This window comes from Flintibacter sp. SJQ-8, assembly GCF_054108085.1.
The window spans coordinates 272,678-289,235 of the sequence record NZ_JBPJWR010000009.1; the positions used below are offsets into that span (position 1 = coordinate 272,678).

Annotated in this window: 13 protein-coding genes; all 13 read right to left on the reverse strand. The window is 56.6% G+C overall.

All coding sequences use genetic code 11. The annotated features are described in order from the left end of the window. Nucleotides 1-5 precede the first annotated feature (5 nt). The 13 genes from ACSAMP_RS07555 to ACSAMP_RS07615 all read right to left on the reverse strand — a co-directional run bounded on the left by ACSAMP_RS07555 (nucleotide 6) and on the right by ACSAMP_RS07615 (nucleotide 16,311). Nucleotides 6-1,532, reverse strand: a complete 1,527-nt coding sequence (locus ACSAMP_RS07555; protein WP_136890910.1) for a recombinase family protein — start codon at nucleotides 1,530-1,532, stop codon at nucleotides 6-8. Then, nucleotides 1,517-3,175 carry a recombinase family protein gene (locus ACSAMP_RS07560; RefSeq protein ID WP_329757369.1) on the reverse strand — a complete coding sequence of 553 codons (1,659 nt, stop codon included), beginning with the start codon at nucleotides 3,173-3,175 and terminating at the stop codon, nucleotides 1,517-1,519. The genes ACSAMP_RS07555 and ACSAMP_RS07560 overlap by 16 nt, the downstream gene beginning before the upstream one ends. Before the next feature lie 2 nt (nucleotides 3,176-3,177). Next, nucleotides 3,178-4,812: a recombinase family protein gene (locus tag ACSAMP_RS07565; protein WP_457800031.1), complete on the reverse strand. Its 1,635-nt coding sequence runs from the start codon at nucleotides 4,810-4,812 to the stop codon at nucleotides 3,178-3,180. Between the two features lie 122 nt (nucleotides 4,813-4,934). Next, nucleotides 4,935-5,438 carry a DUF6870 family protein gene (locus ACSAMP_RS07570; RefSeq protein ID WP_429835579.1) on the reverse strand — a complete coding sequence of 168 codons (504 nt, stop codon included), beginning with the start codon at nucleotides 5,436-5,438 and terminating at the stop codon, nucleotides 4,935-4,937. Nucleotides 5,439-5,730: 292 nt separating this feature from the next. Then, complete coding sequence (locus tag ACSAMP_RS07575) at nucleotides 5,731-6,213, reverse strand: sigma-70 RNA polymerase sigma factor region 4 domain-containing protein (RefSeq protein WP_136890913.1); 483 nt, start codon at nucleotides 6,211-6,213, stop codon at nucleotides 5,731-5,733. A 420-nt stretch (nucleotides 6,214-6,633) separates the two neighbouring features. After that, on the reverse strand, nucleotides 6,634-7,473 hold the full coding sequence (locus ACSAMP_RS07580; RefSeq protein WP_457800032.1) for a class B sortase: 840 nt from the start codon (nucleotides 7,471-7,473) through the stop codon (nucleotides 6,634-6,636). A gap of 177 nt (nucleotides 7,474-7,650) precedes the next feature. Beyond that, a complete protein-coding gene (locus ACSAMP_RS07585) occupies nucleotides 7,651-13,401 on the reverse strand; it encodes an InlB B-repeat-containing protein (RefSeq protein ID WP_457800033.1) in 5,751 nt (1,916 codons plus the stop codon). Next, entirely contained in the window at nucleotides 13,398-13,751 is a 354-nt protein-coding gene (locus ACSAMP_RS07590; protein ID WP_457800034.1) for a hypothetical protein, read from the reverse strand. Before ACSAMP_RS07590 ends, ACSAMP_RS07585 begins: the two co-directional genes overlap by 4 nt. Before the next feature lie 159 nt (nucleotides 13,752-13,910). Further along, nucleotides 13,911-14,540, reverse strand: a complete 630-nt coding sequence (locus ACSAMP_RS07595) for a PrsW family glutamic-type intramembrane protease (RefSeq protein WP_457800035.1) — start codon at nucleotides 14,538-14,540, stop codon at nucleotides 13,911-13,913. Then, nucleotides 14,537-15,163, reverse strand: a complete 627-nt coding sequence (locus ACSAMP_RS07600) for a histidine kinase (RefSeq protein ID WP_457800036.1) — start codon at nucleotides 15,161-15,163, stop codon at nucleotides 14,537-14,539. Before ACSAMP_RS07600 ends, ACSAMP_RS07595 begins: the two co-directional genes overlap by 4 nt. Further along, nucleotides 15,154-15,513, reverse strand: coding sequence for a DUF4179 domain-containing protein (locus ACSAMP_RS07605; protein ID WP_457800037.1), 360 nt, complete (start codon nucleotides 15,511-15,513; stop codon nucleotides 15,154-15,156). Before ACSAMP_RS07605 ends, ACSAMP_RS07600 begins: the two co-directional genes overlap by 10 nt. Beyond that, a complete protein-coding gene (locus ACSAMP_RS07610; protein ID WP_457800038.1) occupies nucleotides 15,500-16,048 on the reverse strand; it encodes an RNA polymerase sigma factor in 549 nt (182 codons plus the stop codon). The genes ACSAMP_RS07605 and ACSAMP_RS07610 overlap by 14 nt, the downstream gene beginning before the upstream one ends. A 53-nt stretch (nucleotides 16,049-16,101) precedes the next feature. After that, a complete protein-coding gene (locus ACSAMP_RS07615) occupies nucleotides 16,102-16,311 on the reverse strand; it encodes a helix-turn-helix domain-containing protein (RefSeq protein ID WP_181446422.1) in 210 nt (69 codons plus the stop codon). Nucleotides 16,312-16,558 lie beyond the last annotated feature (247 nt).

Here is a 16,558-nt window from a genome sequence, read left to right on the forward strand (position 1 = left end):
CCACCTCAATCAAAAATGTCCTGGATTTTGTATGCGATCTCGATGCGCTTATCGGGATATACCAGCACCCGGTCGATCAACAGCTCGGCCAGCTCGGTGGTCAGCGTGTCCGCATCGAAAATCGCCTTGGACGCTTCCTTGCGGCTGTCCTGCCGTGCCTGTTCGTCCTGCTTCTGTTTCGCCTGTGCCAATACTGCGGCATAGGCGTTTTTTGTTTTCAGCAGCAGCTCGTTACACGCGGCCTTTTCCGCCTTGTAGGTGTTCAGGTCAATCTCGCCCATAAGATAGTGTTCGTAAAGTGTGCGCTTGCCGTCTTGCAGCGTCTCGATCTGCTGCTCATATTCGGCGCGTTCCGGTACGGAGGCATCCACCCGGAGCGAACCGTCCGGGGCAAACGGTGCGGCGGCTTCCATCTGCTTTTTCAGCGTCAGGAATACCGCTTGTTCCAGCTCTGCGGCGTTCAGACGCATCTTGTGGCAGCGGCTTTCTACGTCCGCCTCGGAATGGCGGCAGTAATAATACGAGGTTTTCTGCATGGTGCGGGACAGCGCATGACCGCAGCAGCCGCAGAAGGCTTTGCCTTTCAGCGGGTAGTCCCGCTTCTTTTTGTTGGGCTGGGAAAAGCGGAGCTGGCTGGCCTGCACGGTATCAAACACGGCTTTCTCTACGATGGCCGGGTGATGGTCAGGGATGATGTACCATGATTCTCTGTCCTTCAGGTGGCTTCTGGTGCCGCCTACTTCGAGAACCGCCCGCTTGCCGATCACATACACGCCGGTGTAGCGTTCATCCTCCAAAATGCGGAGAATAGTGGATGTACTCCAAATCCCGTGACAGCGGGAAATATCATGGGTGTGATTGCCGTGCGCGGCTTTGTACTGGCCGGGAGTGGGGATGCTTCTGCGAAACAGCTCCCGCGTGATGGCGGTGGCGTTGATGCCCTCGGCGGCAAGCTGGAAGATGAGCTGCACAACGGCAGCGGCCTCCGGGTCAGGCTCCATTCTGCCATCGGCGCTTTTGCGGTAGCCGTAAGGACAAATCTTGCTCTGATACTCGCCTCGCTGCATCTTGGCGTACTTTGCGCTCTTGGTCTTGATGGACATATCGCGGCTGTAATACTCACTGATGAGATACTTGAACGCCACATCCATGCCGCCGGTGTCGCCCTTGAATTTGCTGCTGTCAAAATCGTCGCTGATGGAAATGAAGCGGGTATGGAACAGTGGGAACACACGCTCGATGAAGTATCCAGTTTCAATGCTGTTGCGCCCGAAACGGGAAAAATCCTTGACAATGATGCAGTCGATCTGATTGGCCCGCACCAGCTCAATGAGCTTCTGCACCTGCGGACGCTCAAAATTTGTACCGCTATATCCGTTGTCGATGAACTCCATGATCTCCGCGTTCAGAGCTTCCGGCATGGAAGCTGCATACTCATGGAGGACAAGGCTCTGATTTTCAATACTCAGACTGTCGTACTTGTAGTCCTCAATGGAGAGGCGTATGTAGAGGGCAATCACATATTTCTGCATTGTTCCAGCACCTCCGCATAGGTTTCAAACTCGCTCTGGAAGCGATAGCGCACCGTGATCTGCTTATTGTGGGATACCTCAATGCGGTCGATCAGCCGCTCAATGAGCGCACCGGTCAGCGCACGGTCGGTCTTGATCTGTGCAGCATCCTGTTTCAGCGCCCGGTGCTGCTTGGTTTGGGCATCCATTGTCCGCAGACCGTCCTCCAACTGTTCCATTTCCACGGCAAGATCGGCAATGCGGCTTTCGTACTTTTCCTTGTAGTCGAAATATTCATCCTTGGTGAGAACGCCTTGAACAAGGTTTTCATACAGGCTCCGCACGATACCGCGAAGCCGCTGGATTTCCTGTTTGCGGCTGGTGATCTTCTCCCGCAGCTCAGCGCGGTCAGCGGCCTGCCGGGGCAGTTCTGCAAGGGAGAGGGTGTATTGCCCCAGCGCCGTATCAAGCGCGTCCTGAAGCATATCTGCCAACATATCCAGCAACGCATCCTCGCGGATGGTCACGCCGGGGCAGGCATCCTTGCTGATTCGGCTCCTGCTCAGACAATGGTAGAAGTACACATCGTCGGACTTCTTACGGATGTTTCTCTGCCGGTGCAGGCTGCCGCCGCAATGGGCGCAGAACACCTTGCCTTTGAGCAAATTCGGTGTGTATGCGTTGATCTCCCGCGCCTTGGCGCGGCTGGCGGTCTGATTGAGAATTTCCTGCACCGCCGCGAACTGTTCCCGGCTGATGATGGCCTCATGGGTGTCCCGCACCACCGTCCATTCCTCGGCATCAGCCTTGACCTGCCGGTGATCCACGGTTTTGGTCTGCCCCTGAACGAGATCTCCGGTGTAGACCTCGGAGCGGAGAATGACGCCGACCGTTCGGGTCTGCCACTTGCCGCTGCCGAGCAAATTTTCGTGGGTGATCTTTCCCTGCATCTTCTTGTAGTGGCTGGGGGTGAGGATGCCAGCCTCGTTCAGCCGCACGGCGATGGTATTCAGGCCAGCGCCCTCGGAAGCCCAACGAAACATCCGCTGCACCACGACGGCGGCAACGGGGTCGATGATAAGCTGGTGGCAATCGTCCTCGGCTTTCAGATAGCCGTAGGGAGTACGCGCACCGATGAACTTGCCGTCCTTCATGGCCTGCCGCTGCTGCGCCCTGATCTTGCGCCCGATGTCCAAAGCGTAGGCTTCGTTTATCATGTTCCGCAGCGGAATGATGATACCGGAATGGGCATCCTCTGGGGCGGCGGTGTCGAAGTTTTCATTGACCGCAATAAAGCGGATATTACGGATGCGGAAATACTGTTCGATGTAGTAGCCGGTGTCGATGGTGTTCCGCCCCAAACGGGAGAGGTCTTTCACAATGACGCAGTTGACGTGACCAGCCTCAATATCTGAGAGCATCTGCTGAAAGCCCGGACGGTGGAAGTTTGTCCCGGTCGCGCCGTTGTCAATGTAGGTATCGTACACGCTGATCTCCGGGTACTGCTCCAGATAGCGGGCAATAATCATCTGCTGGGTTTCAATGGATACGCTGTGCGTGTGGGTATCCTCCACCGAAAGGCGGACATAGATCGCGGCGCGGCAAGCGGCGTCAGCCTCCTGCACGGCCACCGCAGCCGTTTCTTTTCTGCTTTTCCTTGCCATGCTCAGCCCACCTTTCTCTGTTCGTAATCTTTCTGCTGCGCTGCCAGCGCCAGAAGCTGCAACGCCTTTTTGTATTCGTCCTCATGGGTAAAGGTAATATCCAGCTCCTTCTTCCCACGGACGCGGATGCTCTGTACCATGTGAATGAGCGCCCTGCGGTCTAAGGTTTCCAGCGTGGAGAACTGCGTAAACTGTGAAATCCAGCGGTTGCGCTCACTCCGGTTTTCCAGCACCTCCGTGAGTTTTTCCTTGAGAACGCGGACGCTCTCGCGGATGTCCTCGGCCTGCTTGGTGTACTTTGCCTTATAGGAAGCGTATTCTTCCTTGGTAAGCATACCCCCCACAAGACTCTCATAAAGCCGTGCCTTGAACTCCAGCACCTGCTCCAACCGGCGCTCGTTGTCGGTGATGTGGTCGCTGTATTCCTTGGCAAGCGCCTGATTGATGCTGGTCTGGTCAATGCCGGTCAGCAGCGCCTCCAGAGAAGCAATATTGCCGATATAGGCTTTCAGGCTGTCCCGCACACAGTCGATCAGGCTGCTTTCTTTCAGCATGACCGGATGGGCGCAGCCCTTTTTCTTGCCGGTAGGACAATAATAGTAGTGGTACTCCTTGCCGTTTGCACGGTTGGTCTTGCGGGTCATGCGGCTTCCGCAGCACCCGCAGATCAGAATACCGGAGAACAGGTACACCGTATCCTCGTTGGGAGAAGTGCGGGTATCCAGTCCCTTAATGCGCTGCACCAGCTCAAAATCCTGACGGGCAATCAGCGCTTTATGGGCATCCGGGACGCGCACCCACTCGGAGGCGGGGCGCTGCTCCATCTGCTTGATCTTGTAATGCGGCGTACCCTGTTTGCCCTGCACCAGCGTTCCGGTATAGGTTTCGTCCTGCAAGATGCGGATGATGGTGGTTGCCGACCATTTGCAGTCAGCCTTGTCTGCGTATCCCTTTTTCGCGTAGGGCAGGCCGTTGTTCTTCTTGTATGCCAGCGGAGAGAGAATGCCCAGCTGGTTCAGCTCTGATGCGATCTTAGAGGCGCTTGCGCCCTCCAGCCGCATACGGAAGATGTCGCAGACAACGCGGGCGGCGTAGGGGTCAGGGACGAGCAAATTCTTGTTGTCCTCGGCTTTCATGTAGCCGTACACCGGGAACGCGCCGACGAAATCGCCGTTGCGCCGCTTCACGTCCAGAGAAGAACGGGTCTTGATGGAAATGTCCCGGCAGTAGGCTTCGTTCATAATGTTCTTGACCGATACGGCCAGATCATCGCCGCTGTCGTGGGCGGTGTCGATGCTGTCGGTGATGGCGATGAAGCGCACCCCATAGGCCGGGAATACCCGGCGCAGATACCGGCCGGTTTCAATGTACTCGCGCCCCAGCCGGGAGAGGTCTTTTACAATGACGCAGTTGATATTTCCATCGGTGACATCCTGCATCATTTCCTTGAATGCGGGACGGTCGAAGATGATGCCGCTGTATCCATCGTCGATCTTTTCGGAAACGACCTCAATATCCGGGTTGTGCTCCACAAAGTTTTCAATGAGCTTGCGCTGATTGGAAACGCTGTCACTCTCGCTGGAATGATCGTCGGTGTAGGACAGGCGGATATAAGCGGTGGCTTTGAATTTAGGCATGAAAAAGCACTCCTTTCTCCCGGACTGCTCCCGCATGAAAAGAGTGGTTATCTGGCTATTAGGTTTTCATCCTTTTCCACACCGATCATAGCACTCTCTGCGGAAAAAAGCGAGGATGTCGCTCAGCGCAAAATGCCTTGCAGACATTCCTCCAACGTAACACCGTTCCCGGCGAAGCAGGCGTTTACCACGAAATCGCCGCAGCGGAAGCGGTAAGGATTTTTGATCTGGCGAATAAAGGCGGCAATGCGTTCTTCCTTGGGAAGATTTTTGTCTACGGATACTTCCCGGATGTCCACCAGTTCATCCGTGTGGATTTGGGTTTCGTTTGGTGTCGGCTGCATCATGGCGATCTCCTTTCTCGGTTTGGTGGGTTTCCTCAAGGTCACATGAATGCGCTGACGGGAAAGGCCATCAGCGCATGGTATCTGACTTTGAGAGGCGGCTGCGCGGGCAGAATTGGAGCCACATAACATAATGGCGAATACCGGCGCAGCCGCTCTGCTTGTCCATTTGAGAAGATCCATCCTATTTGCCACGCGCCCCGGATAGTGGGCATGATGCAGGCCGCCCTTGGCAGGGCTGTCATAACTCCACGATACCGCTGCCTCAAAGAGCTGGCGCATACCGCAGGGTTCCCCCTCAAGTCTGTGGGAGGGCGTGAGCAAGTTTCATTATCCGCCGCGCTGTCATCGCGCCCGATTTGCCGAATCGGGTCTAAGGCTGCGTAGATCGCTCGGATGGCTTTTCCGGAATCACCTCCTTGAAGCCATCGTCGTGGCGGCGCACCTTATGCCGCTATCACGCGGGTTTTGTGCCTGCATCATGGTCTATTCAGTTTTCAACGTTCGGTGAAAGGCTTCGTGGAGAATGTCCCTTCACCTATCGCCGATTTTGGGCCACTTTTGCACCCTGTTTTCAGCAATCAGGGAAAAGTTTTTTCATTTTCTTCATCGCCGCGCCGATGCTCTTGGAAATATTCTGATGGCTGACACCCTCGGCTGCGCCAATCTCATCAACCGTCATCCCATCCACGAAATACATCCACACCCTGCGGAACTGCGTATCCGTCAGGTGCTTCCGAATCTGCGTGACCTTTCTGACGCTGCGGTGGATTGCCTCTGCCCGGTCATGCGCCTGCTCCATGCAGACATCCACGGCAGGAATGGAGGCCGCTTCCTCGGATAGCTCATCCAACGCAAGCGTGTGATTGGCATAGACGTGAGCTTCCTTTTCGGAGGCGTGATAGTCCTCGTCCGACAGGGCTTTCCATTTCAGAAATTCTTTCTCGCTGGCAAAGTCCTCGCGGGTCAGGCGGACGATGACTTCATTGGCGTCCATATAAACGATGGCATCGGGGTCTTTCTTATTCAGCGCATAGATGCTTTTTCTATTAAACATTTTGTTCCTCCGTTCAGATCCGAGTGGGTAAAAAGGTCTGAACGAAGGGCGGCGGGGAGCGGCAGCCCACGGCGAAAAAGTGCCGGGAACGACAAAAAGCGCCCACACAGGCATAAAAGCCTGCATGGGCGCTTCGGTGCGGTTCAGTATGGAAATTGTCGGCGGCTGTCGGAGGGCATAGGTATCCTACGGTGTCCGGGTATCGTCCGGCTATGCTCCCGGCGCGGCTTGTTGCCGCAGCATTAGCGGCACCTCCTGTGCTCTCCTGTCATACGCATAGGTCCCTTTCATCTGAAAAATGTTGGGACAGCAAAAACAACGGCCGCCCCGTACAGAGCAGCCGCCGTTTTCCCTATACCATACGCTGCTTTTCAGTACCGCAAGGATGGGTGTCCTGTTATCGTCGTATTCTGATTTCTTTTAGGGCATTTCAGGACTATCCACAAGGGATACGCTGAACTCCTGCGCGGTTGCCCCCTCCGGCAGCAGCTTTGCCATGACCACCAGCCGCTGATTGCCGCTGTTGGCCTTGTCATACTTCCGGCAGCAGGTGGAGAGGGTCAGAACGGTATCTTCCTCGGAGAAGGTCACGCCATCAAAGTCAAGCCAGTTTTTCCGCGCAATCGTCTCAAAGAAGCTGGTCAGATCATCTCCCGTGGGATCAGGCGCAATATAGTCAAAGCCAATATCCGTGACGAATAGCGCGGTGATCTGGAAAATCATGTCCTCGCCATCCACAGAGAGATAGATATACGGATGCTCCTTTACAAAGTCTGCGTCCATATAACGGTAGAGCTTGGTGAACCGCACACCGTCCGGGTCGCAGTTGCTGGCGGAGTGGCCGAAAATGGTGGTGTTTTTGTCCAGCTTATCCCTGCCGCCAATTTCGTTTTCACAATGGGCATAATAGCAGCCCCACATGGCATACTCGCCGTTTTCATCCAGCTTCAGGTAATAGCCGTTGTCCTCCGCCTGCATCACGGGATCGTCTACCTCCGCACCGGGAATATACAGCCATGCCACGGTGTCGGGATTCTTCGCTCTGGCTTCCGCCAACTCTGCCTGCCTGTCCACCGAGGGGATAACTTCGCCCGCGGGAGTCGCTGATGGCTGAGACGCAGATGTGCCGGAAGGCGTTCTGTCGGGAATGTCGATAGGCTCCGTCCCTTTCTGATAGCAGCCCATGACTGCCGTGGTCATGGCAAAGAGAAGGACGGCCATGCAGATGATCGGACGAATGATTCTTGTGATTCTTTTCATAATGCTGTCTCCTTGCCGCGCTGGGATAGCGGCGCAGCTCAAAATGTCATTGATTTGTTTCTTGTAGCGAAAAGAGAACAGCGCAGCTTCAGGGCGAGATGCCCGTCCGCTGCGCTGTCCGATGTTCGCTTATGGGGTCATGCCAGCGGCTTTGATGTTTAGCCGTATGTCAGCCGGTCACTTCTTGCAGCGCCAGAGGAAGGTCACGATCTGCGCTCTGGTGCAATCCGCATTGGGGCTGAATGTCGTGCTGGTGGTTCCCTTGGTGATGTTCTCCTTGACCGCCCACAATACCGCATCAGCATAGTAGGCGGTGGACTTCACATCAGCAAAGGGATTGGCTGTACCCGCTGCCGGGGACTTCTCAGAACGCCACAGGAATGTGACGATCTGGGCACGGGAGCAGGTCATGTTGGGGCTGAACGTGGTGTCGCTGGTGCCCTTGGTGATGCCGTTTTCTACTGCCCACAGCACAGCGTCGTAGTAGTAGCTGCCCACAGGAACGTCGGTGAAGGGCATGGTGCTGGTTTTAGAGGCGGGGCTTCCAGCGGTGCGCCACAGGAAGGTCACGGCCTGCGCACGGGTGCAGATGCCATCCGGGGAGAAATGGGTATCATCGGTTCCCTTGGTAATGCCGTTTTCCACTGCCCAATCCACAGCGTCCTCATAATAGCTGCCGGTGGCTACATCCACAAACACGCCGGTCTGGGGGTTGCCGTTAGCTTTCATAAAGATGACCTCGATGGTATGGGTTCTGCTGACATTCTCAAAGGTGTAGGACTTCACCGCGCCGATGCTCTTGCCGTCGATCTTGACGTTGGCGACAGCATAGCCCTTATCCGGGGTGATGGTGAAGGTCTGATCCCGGCCCTCACGGACGCTGACATTGCCGGAGGGAGAAATGGAGCCGCCAGCCCCGGCAGTTGCCTTGATGGTGTAATAGCTGTAAGAATGGCCGCTGCCATTATAACGCCAGTGTGCCGTATAGGTTCGGTTGCCAGTGCTGCCCGTTGGGATGGTGACGGTCATATTGTTCTCGCCGTCAAGCCCCGTGCCGCTCCAGCCGGTGAAGGTATAGCCGGATTTGGTAGGATTCTTGAGGGTGAAAGTCCTCGTCTCGATGGTGTAGGTGTCGGGATTGCCCTCCGCAGTGCCGCCGGCCAGATCATAGGTGATCGTGTACTCGGTGGGTGCAGGCGCGTCCTTTTCGAAGATGGCCTTGACCTCCACGTTGTCGTTCGGCATGAGGAACTTGTCGTCCTTGATGGTCACGCCGCCGCTGATGACCTCCCACTCCTTGAAGTGATAGCCGGTTTTGGGCGTAGCGGTCAGGGTGATTGTCGTACCAGCCGCAGCGGTGGAAGGACTTGCGGTGCCAGTGCCGTTTCCGTCATTACCGACGGTGACGGTGTAAGTGGTGGGGGTAATAACGCTGTTTTCCCACAGCGCCTTGATCTCTGTGTCCCCGCTCACGATATAGGTATCGCCTACCTTGTACTCCGTGCCGCTAATCTCCCAAGCCTTGAACTCCTGATTGGTGGGAGCGGTGAAGCCGCACTCGGGCAGGATGTAATTTGTCCCTGTCTTGACGGTCACGGAATCCATGTTGCCGCTGCCGCCGCCTGCGTTGAAGGTGATTGTCCAATCCGCAAGCGACGCGCCCTCTCCCACCGTGACCGCCGCATCGGAGCTGGCAAAGTGGTTGTTATCCTCAGCATAGCGGACGAAGTAATGACCAGCGGACAGGTTCTCAATCTCCGCGCCGCTGCACGGCGTATAGCTGCCTTCGGCTTCCATACGGTATTCCATCTTGTCAGTCACGCCAGTGATCTTGCCGTCGCTGCCGCCCTCGTCAGAGGGGGCGACACCATTCAATCCGGCGGGAGCCTCCTGCGTGGCTTTGCCGATGCTCCACGCCGTGGTTACGGCGTCGGTGCTGCCGTCCGCCCATTTGCCGGTCTTGGACGTGACGCTAACGGTGTAATCGCCCGCGTCCGTGCCGGTGTTGCCGGTGATATTCATGGTGCCGGAGTCGTAGCCGATCACGTTGGCTACCAGCTCGGAGCCATTGTAGATGTAGGTTCCGGTCACACTGATGTTGGGCTTGGCCGGGTCGGTAGGCATAGGAGGCGTATCTGCCTCAAAGATAGCCTTGACCTCCACATTGCCGTCCGGCATGGTGAACTTGTTGTTGGTGATTACAAGCCCTGCCGGAGATTCGACCTGCCACTTCTTAAAGTGGTATTTCTCGCTGGGCATTGAGGTCAGGGTGATCTCCGTACCGGCCGCAGCGGTGGAAGGGGTTGCGGTGCCGATGCCGTTTCCGTCATTGGTGACGGTAACGATGTACTCAGTAGGGGCGGGAGGTGCGTCCTCCCACAGCGCCTTGACTGTGATGTCAGCGGTGACGGTCACAGGGGCGTTCACCGGATACTCCGTACCGTCGATCTCCCATGCCTTGAACTGCTTTCCTTCGGGCGCAATAAACTCGCACTCCGGCAGAGAATACTCGCTGCCGCGCAATACCTTCTTTGCAGGCATTGCGGTGGTGACCTCCTCCGGCAAATCCTCGGGTTCGGAGCCGCCGTTCGCGTCAAAAGTGATGGTATGCTCGTTGCGCTTTTCAAACGTTGCAGTTATGGTGACGTTTTCCTCCGGCTGGGCGAAGGTATAGGTATCATCCTCAACTGCAAAGCTGGCGGGAGTACCGTTGATGGACAGCGTACTGAGCATATAGCCCTCATTGGGTGCAATGGAGAGCATGACAAGGTCGTCCTTGCAGAACAGGGGCGTGCCGTCCTCGGCGGTTTCTGTGGCATTCACCACCGTGACTGTGCCGTTTTCACTGCTTGCAGCCGTTACCCTGTACTGCGGTGCACCGGCCACCGTTACCTCTACCGTAACCGTCTGCAAGGCTTCCTGCTCCGGTGGGACGACAATGTCTGTGCCTGACAGATCCAGCGTCCCGGTCACGGTAAAGTGCTGCTCCCGTTTGGCCGCTGGAACATAGTCCGCCGCCTCGTCCCATTTGACCGGAACCGAAACGCTCTGATTCCCACTGGCCGCCGTCCGGACGGTGACCGTGGCAGGCAGCGATTCAGACAGCACCGCGCCATGCGGGAGCTTCTGCTCGTCGAGCGTATCGACATGGGCCAGCGTGTTCCAGCGGACCTTGTTTTTCAGATAGAAAATCGTATTTCCACAGGAGTCTCTGATATAAATATTGTGGTAGACATTGTCGTCCATGTCCGCCGGGATCGTATAAATGCCGTTTTCATCCGGCTTCAGAACCGTTTGGCCGTCCTGCACCGTAACCGGCGTCTCGTCATGCACCTTGAACTGCAAATTGCCCCAGTAGGTCGTGCCTTCCACCGCGGCTGTGCTCGAATTGGCTTTGCCTTCCAGCTCCTTGCCGGAGGGATGCACTGTGGCCGCCGGATCTGAGCAGTCCAGTATGAGCTTCGGGGAGGAGACGTATTTCGTCCCCACCTCATTTGTAGCCTTGGCGTAGACATACCACTCGCCATGGTAGTCCTCAAAGGAGGGACCTATGAGGGTAAGACTCCAAGATTCCGAATTGTATTTATACCATTTAATGCTGCCTTTGTCATCCAGCTCCTTCAGCTCCTTTAGTGTATAGCGCGTGGCCGTTTCAAAATAGTAGCTGGTTTCGTCAGATGAAATCCCAAGACTCACAGCATAGCCCTCTCCGTACTTGTCTACCGGATCGACATAGCAGAATTCATCCGGCGCATCCGCACGATAGTCCCAAAAGCTTTTGTTTCCTACACGAACCGTCAGCGTAGGCAGTTCCGTTTTCGGGATCACCAGCAAAAACTTCCGGTTCGAGTTGATGATGCCGAGGTTATAGTAATTATTCTCCCCGCGGTATATTTTGATATTCTCGTTATCCAGATCGACAAAATACGCTTCCTTCGGCAGATGATCGAACGGCAGTTCCAGTTCAAACCCGTGCGGCACGCCAAGGTGGAGGATCGCGCTGCTCGGGTCGTTTCTGTCACTCAGGATCAGAACCCGGTGTCTTCTGTACAGCCTTATCGTTGTCGTGGTGCTGTTGCCCGCATTATCCGTAGCAACGACCTCATACACAAATCCCTCATCATTGTTGCCGCCGTCCGGCGCGGTCAGCTGATAAGCCTGTCCGGTCTGCACGGTCTGCTCCTCACCGTTGATCGTCACAGACTTGACGCCGGAGGACACCTCCTTGTCTCTCACCGGGTCGCTGACCATGAAGCTGATCGTGCCTGGCTGCCCGTCATCGGTGTCGTCGGCGGTATACTCCATTCCATTCGTAATTCCCTCGATCACCGGAGGCGTGGTGTCCTTCGCCGACACAACCCCGCATACGGTGCACTTCTTTTCCTGGTTTTCCCACTCTCCGGGAATATGCTCACCGTCCGGTACAGGTCCACGCTCTAGCGGATTCCGGGCCGGGCAGCGTGTGCATCCCCAGACATGACAGCCATTCCGGTTTTTCCAGCCGTAGGTATGGTTTCCCTCGCAGGAGGTCTCCATCATTTTCACATCAAGATCAGTTATCGCCCATCCGTAGTTCTGCGTGTATGGCAGAGTCAGCAGCGACAGGTCAATCATTCCGTCGCTGTCCGGAATCAGGAAATCAGTGAGATGCATGAAGTAGCTCGGTTTCCCATCCGTTCTGAGCGCGTAACCGTTAGCCGTCAGCATGACGATCTTTCCATCCTTTGAGCCGACCTTTATCCGGTCGTTCGTCGCGATCGACGGATCCGCCACGAGCTCATCCGGTTTGTAAACAATGTCGCCGTAGCCGACAGCCGCCGCGTCCGAGCCGTTGCTGCGGTAATTGGTCGACAGATTCAGGGTAGCGTCGGTAAGGGTTATGTCCATTCCGCGGCACCAGCGGCCGCCGCCTATCGCCGCTCCGTAGTGTCCCGTCGCCGTAACAAAGCCGCCCGTCACCGTGATATCACGGGCGGGGACATACTGCCCGCCGCCGATACCCGCGCCGTTGTGGCCGCCTTTAGCCGTGACCGTGCCGCCGGAGATGTAGATATCGTGGGCGGCGTTGATGCCATTCATGTCCTGCTCCGTTGTCCAGCAGCCACCGCCGATACCAGCGCCTCCGTCACCGCCTTGAGCGCTGACTGTGCCACCATAAATATAGATCTCACTGCCGCGCCCCTTATAGCTGCCGCCGATGCCGGAGGCCAAGCGGCCGCCGTTGGCTTGCACCATGCCGGAGTAGAAATACAGTTTCTCACCGCTTCCGCCCTGGCCGCCGCCGATGCCTGCGCCGCCCTCGCCGCCGATGGCCGCTATGGTGCCGCCCCAGTAGTCAGGATTGCTCTGAGAGCCGAAGTGCATGTTCACGCCATGGCCGTACATATCTCCGTTGTAATAACCGTTGGAAATATTGCGGGTCGCGTAGCTTCCTCCTATGCCCGCCGCTTTGTCGCCGCCCTTGCAGGTCACCGTGGTGCCTGTGCGCGCCAGAACATAAAGCTGACCCTCGCTGCGGTTTTTCTGTATTGCCGCGCGGCCGTCGGCGCCTTGCAGGGAGCTGTTCTTGCCGATGAAATAGATATATGCCGAAGCCTTCTTATTTAATTCAATAGCCGGCCCCTTGGAACTGGGACTCATCTCGATATTTACGCCGTCAATAAATACGTGCGGCGCGGTTTTATCTCCCTTGATGAATATCTTCTTATCCCATGCCCATGTGTCCCTGAGCTTATCGGGAACGGACGAGTAGATATAGTAGCTCCTACTGTCCTTAATGGATATGTCCGATGTCCGGTTGTACACGTCAATGCTCACGTCGTACTTTGGTATGGTATCCATCGGCCCGTCCGCTGCCAATACTGTTGTCGGCAGCAGCGTCAGCACCATGCAGCATAGGAGCAGGATGCTGAGTATTCGTTTCTTCATTGGCTTTTCTCCTCCTTTTCGTGTCGGTTCGGTTTGTCCGCCCCGTCTTTTTTCTGATTTTCTCTTTTTCTGAGCCGGAAGCACAGCACGGTGATGACCACCGCCGCTGCAAAGGAGACGACGGCCACCAGCACATAGCCGCCCGCGTCCTCCCGCAGCAGCATTGCGCCGAACACGCCCCATGCGGATGTCTGCCCCGGCCCGACGACCGTGCCCGCTGTCTGCATCAGCGCCGCGCACAGCAGTATACACGCTGCGGAGAGGCTTATTACCTCGCGCCGCTGCCTCCGGCGGGTGTTTTCCCGCACCCGCTGCTTGACGAGTGCGACCCGTCTTGCGGTATCGTACATTTCGTTTGAACCTCCTCTCTGGATTTTTTGAAATGTGGCTTAAAAACCCCTTCACTTATATAGGTACAAAAAATCGAAAAAACTCTCACCCAAAACGCAAAATTTTTCAAAAAAATTTGAGAGCCGCCAAAAAGCAGCTCTCAGGGAGTGGATATTCGGTTATTTCCTCCGCGATAAGCGGAAAGCGGACCATCTTCCCACCGCGATCAGCAGCACCGGCAGGGCGTAGGCGATGTACTGCACCGCGCCGCCGTAAGCAATCAGCAGATTGTAGATGGCATGAAATGTGATGGCCGCGCCCAGCAGCCCGCACGTGCCCGCGACCTTCAGCCACGTCCGCCGCCATGTGTATGCAAGCCCGCCGCCCACGATCAGGCCGCAGAGCACGTGCATGGCTCCCGTGCCGAAGCCCCGGAAGAAGATGAAGGAGAAGCGGTCTGCGCCGTTCTGAATGAGATAGCACACGTTTTCAAAGGTGGCGAAGGCGAGGGCAACCGTGATGGCGGCAGCCTTGATTTTATCCCCCTCTGGCTCAAACACCAGAAGATAGAACACCAGCGGCAGCAGCTTCATGATTTCCTCCACCACCGGCGCGATCTCCGCCGTGGCGGCAAGGGCGTCCGCCTGACACACTGCCGCAAGGAAGGTGTTGATATAGGCCGAAAGCAGGCACACCCCCATTCCGGCAATGCAGAACAGGAAGAAGCGGAGCTGCCGCCTGCCCATGCACAAAGCAGCTACCAGCAGCGGAGACACCATGCACAGGAAGATATTTTCGATGTAGGTCATGCTGCCACCGCCCTTCTCGTGGCGGGCAGCAGCCCCAGAATCGCAAGCGTCAGCAGCATATCGCACCAGAAGGTGGGGCTTGCGGGTGAGGTATCCGGCCAGAAGCAGCCCGCCGTCCAGAGCAGATACTCTGCGCACACAATGCACAGCACGCCGATGTGAAACCACCGCATATTCCGCGCCGCGTCCGTCTGCCCATTGGCGTAGACCAGTCCACGAATGGCGCAGAAGGAGAGCCATATCATCATGCCGCACCAGATCAGATTGGAGAGAATGTCCCCAAAGGTGCAGTAGAATACCAGCAGCGGCACGCCGAACGCAGGCGCGAGCCATGCCCTGCGGCAGCGGAAGCTGCGCTCGTCCTGACTGGCGAGCGTGGCTTGCAAAATGCGCAGGAAAATGACGCTGGCCACCCAGCCGAACTCCGAGACATAGAAAACCCGCGGCGTGGTATCGAACAGCAGCAGATACAGCGTCCAGTAGAGCGCGCCGAGGGCAAAGCAGCCGTAGAAGCACAGCAGCAGAAAATACGCCTGTCGCCCACTTTTCCGGTAGGAGATACCCGAGAGCAGCGCGCCCACGAACGTGACCAGCAGTTGCAGCAGGTTCTCAATCAGCTCCATGCGCATCCTCGCTTTCCCTCGTTCTGCCCGTCCTCCCGGTTCATCTGCCGCAGCCGGAAGCACAGAACGGTCACGCACACGCCGAGTAAAAACGCCAGCAGCCCGATGACGATGTATCCCAAGGCAGCGCCGCCGCCGTACATACTGGCCGCCGTTTCAAAGCCGGAGTAGTCGCCTGTCTGGATGCTTGCGGCAATGCCGGGCATGGCAAGGGACGCGCCGATGAGCAGTACAAGGCACGCCGCCACGGCAGAAGCCATGGTGATCGTATTGCGCCGCAGCCGTTTTTCCCGCTCAATTTGGGCGATGCGCCGCTTCGTCTCCACGACGCGCTCCTCATGACTCCGCATTTGTGATTCCCTCCCGTTCCAGCAGCCTTCGCAGGCTTTCTTTTCCGCGATACACCATGTTGGTGATCTGTTTTACCGTTTTCCCCGTGACCTCCGCCGCCTGTGCGTAGCTCATATCCTCGAAATAGGTGAGGTACAAAACCTCCCGGTAGTCCGGGTTCATTTCATCCATGCAGAAGTGCAGGATGCGGTTTCGCTCCTCCGTCCGTATGACCTCCTCCGCCAGCAGCCGTTCGTCCGGCTCACCGGTCAGCGCATCGAGGCTGAATAGCGGTTTTCGCTTGCTCTTGTGGCGCAGTGCCATGTGCCGCGCCGCCTTATAGAGATACGCCTTGAAGCCGCCGTCCCGTACTTTTGGCTTTTTCGTGAACAGATAGGCGAAAACATCCAGCATCAGCTCCTCCGCCTCGTGAACGTCGTGCAGATAGCCGTCGATATACAGGGTCAGGGGGTCGCCGTATTTTTTCATCAGGGCATTAAGCCCTTCGTCGTCACCGCTCAGATATTGGCGGTACAAGCTCTCGTCGCAAGTCATAGCGTTCACTTCCTTTTTGCGGATGCTTCCAATTCCAATGCGGAGGGGATTCGTCAGGTGCTTGTCCTGCCGGAATCGCGGTGCTGCCCCTTGAAGCGCGGGTCGGAGGGCTTTTCCGCGTTTTCCGGGATCGCCCATGAGCGCCCGAACCGGGACGCGCCGGGGATCCGCCCCTCGGCGCAATATTGGTTGACCCGCCGCTCCGACACGCCCCAACGGTAAGACGCCTCCCGAATGGAGATATAGCCCTTGATCCCGTTCATACCGCACCTCCGCATGGATAATACTCAACACGATACATTATATACGAATATCCGAAGAAACACAAGGCATCCGGCGAAGTGTTCAGAGCAAAGTTACGGATAGGAGCGACATTTTTTGAAAAAGTCCTCCGAAACTGGCCAAAACGCCCCTTTCGGATTGTAGTATGGGTAGAGGGGAAAACGGGGGTACGAACGGGGGCAAGAAAGCGGCAAGCAATGCAAAGCGGTACCCACTTTGCAAAAACAG

What these genes read in the sequence shown, in the direction of transcription:
- ACSAMP_RS07555 (WP_136890910.1), bottom strand. Translation starts at nt 1,532, where the DNA reads ATGCAGAAATATGTGATTGCCCTCTACATACGCCTCTCCATTGAGGAC.
- ACSAMP_RS07560 (WP_329757369.1), bottom strand. Translation starts at nt 3,175, where the DNA reads ATGGCAAGGAAAAGCAGAAAAGAAACGGCTGCGGTGGCCGTGCAGGAG.
- ACSAMP_RS07565 (WP_457800031.1), bottom strand. Translation starts at nt 4,812, where the DNA reads ATGCCTAAATTCAAAGCCACCGCTTATATCCGCCTGTCCTACACCGAC.
- ACSAMP_RS07570 (WP_429835579.1), bottom strand. Translation starts at nt 5,438, where the DNA reads ATGCGCCAGCTCTTTGAGGCAGCGGTATCGTGGAGTTATGACAGCCCT.
- ACSAMP_RS07575 (WP_136890913.1), bottom strand. Translation starts at nt 6,213, where the DNA reads ATGTTTAATAGAAAAAGCATCTATGCGCTGAATAAGAAAGACCCCGAT.
- ACSAMP_RS07580 (WP_457800032.1), bottom strand. Translation starts at nt 7,473, where the DNA reads ATGAAAAGAATCACAAGAATCATTCGTCCGATCATCTGCATGGCCGTC.
- ACSAMP_RS07585 (WP_457800033.1), bottom strand. Translation starts at nt 13,401, where the DNA reads ATGAAGAAACGAATACTCAGCATCCTGCTCCTATGCTGCATGGTGCTG.
- ACSAMP_RS07590 (WP_457800034.1), bottom strand. Translation starts at nt 13,751, where the DNA reads ATGTACGATACCGCAAGACGGGTCGCACTCGTCAAGCAGCGGGTGCGG.
- ACSAMP_RS07595 (WP_457800035.1), bottom strand. Translation starts at nt 14,540, where the DNA reads ATGACCTACATCGAAAATATCTTCCTGTGCATGGTGTCTCCGCTGCTG.
- ACSAMP_RS07600 (WP_457800036.1), bottom strand. Translation starts at nt 15,163, where the DNA reads ATGGAGCTGATTGAGAACCTGCTGCAACTGCTGGTCACGTTCGTGGGC.
- ACSAMP_RS07605 (WP_457800037.1), bottom strand. Translation starts at nt 15,513, where the DNA reads ATGCGGAGTCATGAGGAGCGCGTCGTGGAGACGAAGCGGCGCATCGCC.
- ACSAMP_RS07610 (WP_457800038.1), bottom strand. Translation starts at nt 16,048, where the DNA reads ATGACTTGCGACGAGAGCTTGTACCGCCAATATCTGAGCGGTGACGAC.
- ACSAMP_RS07615 (WP_181446422.1), bottom strand. Translation starts at nt 16,311, where the DNA reads ATGAACGGGATCAAGGGCTATATCTCCATTCGGGAGGCGTCTTACCGT.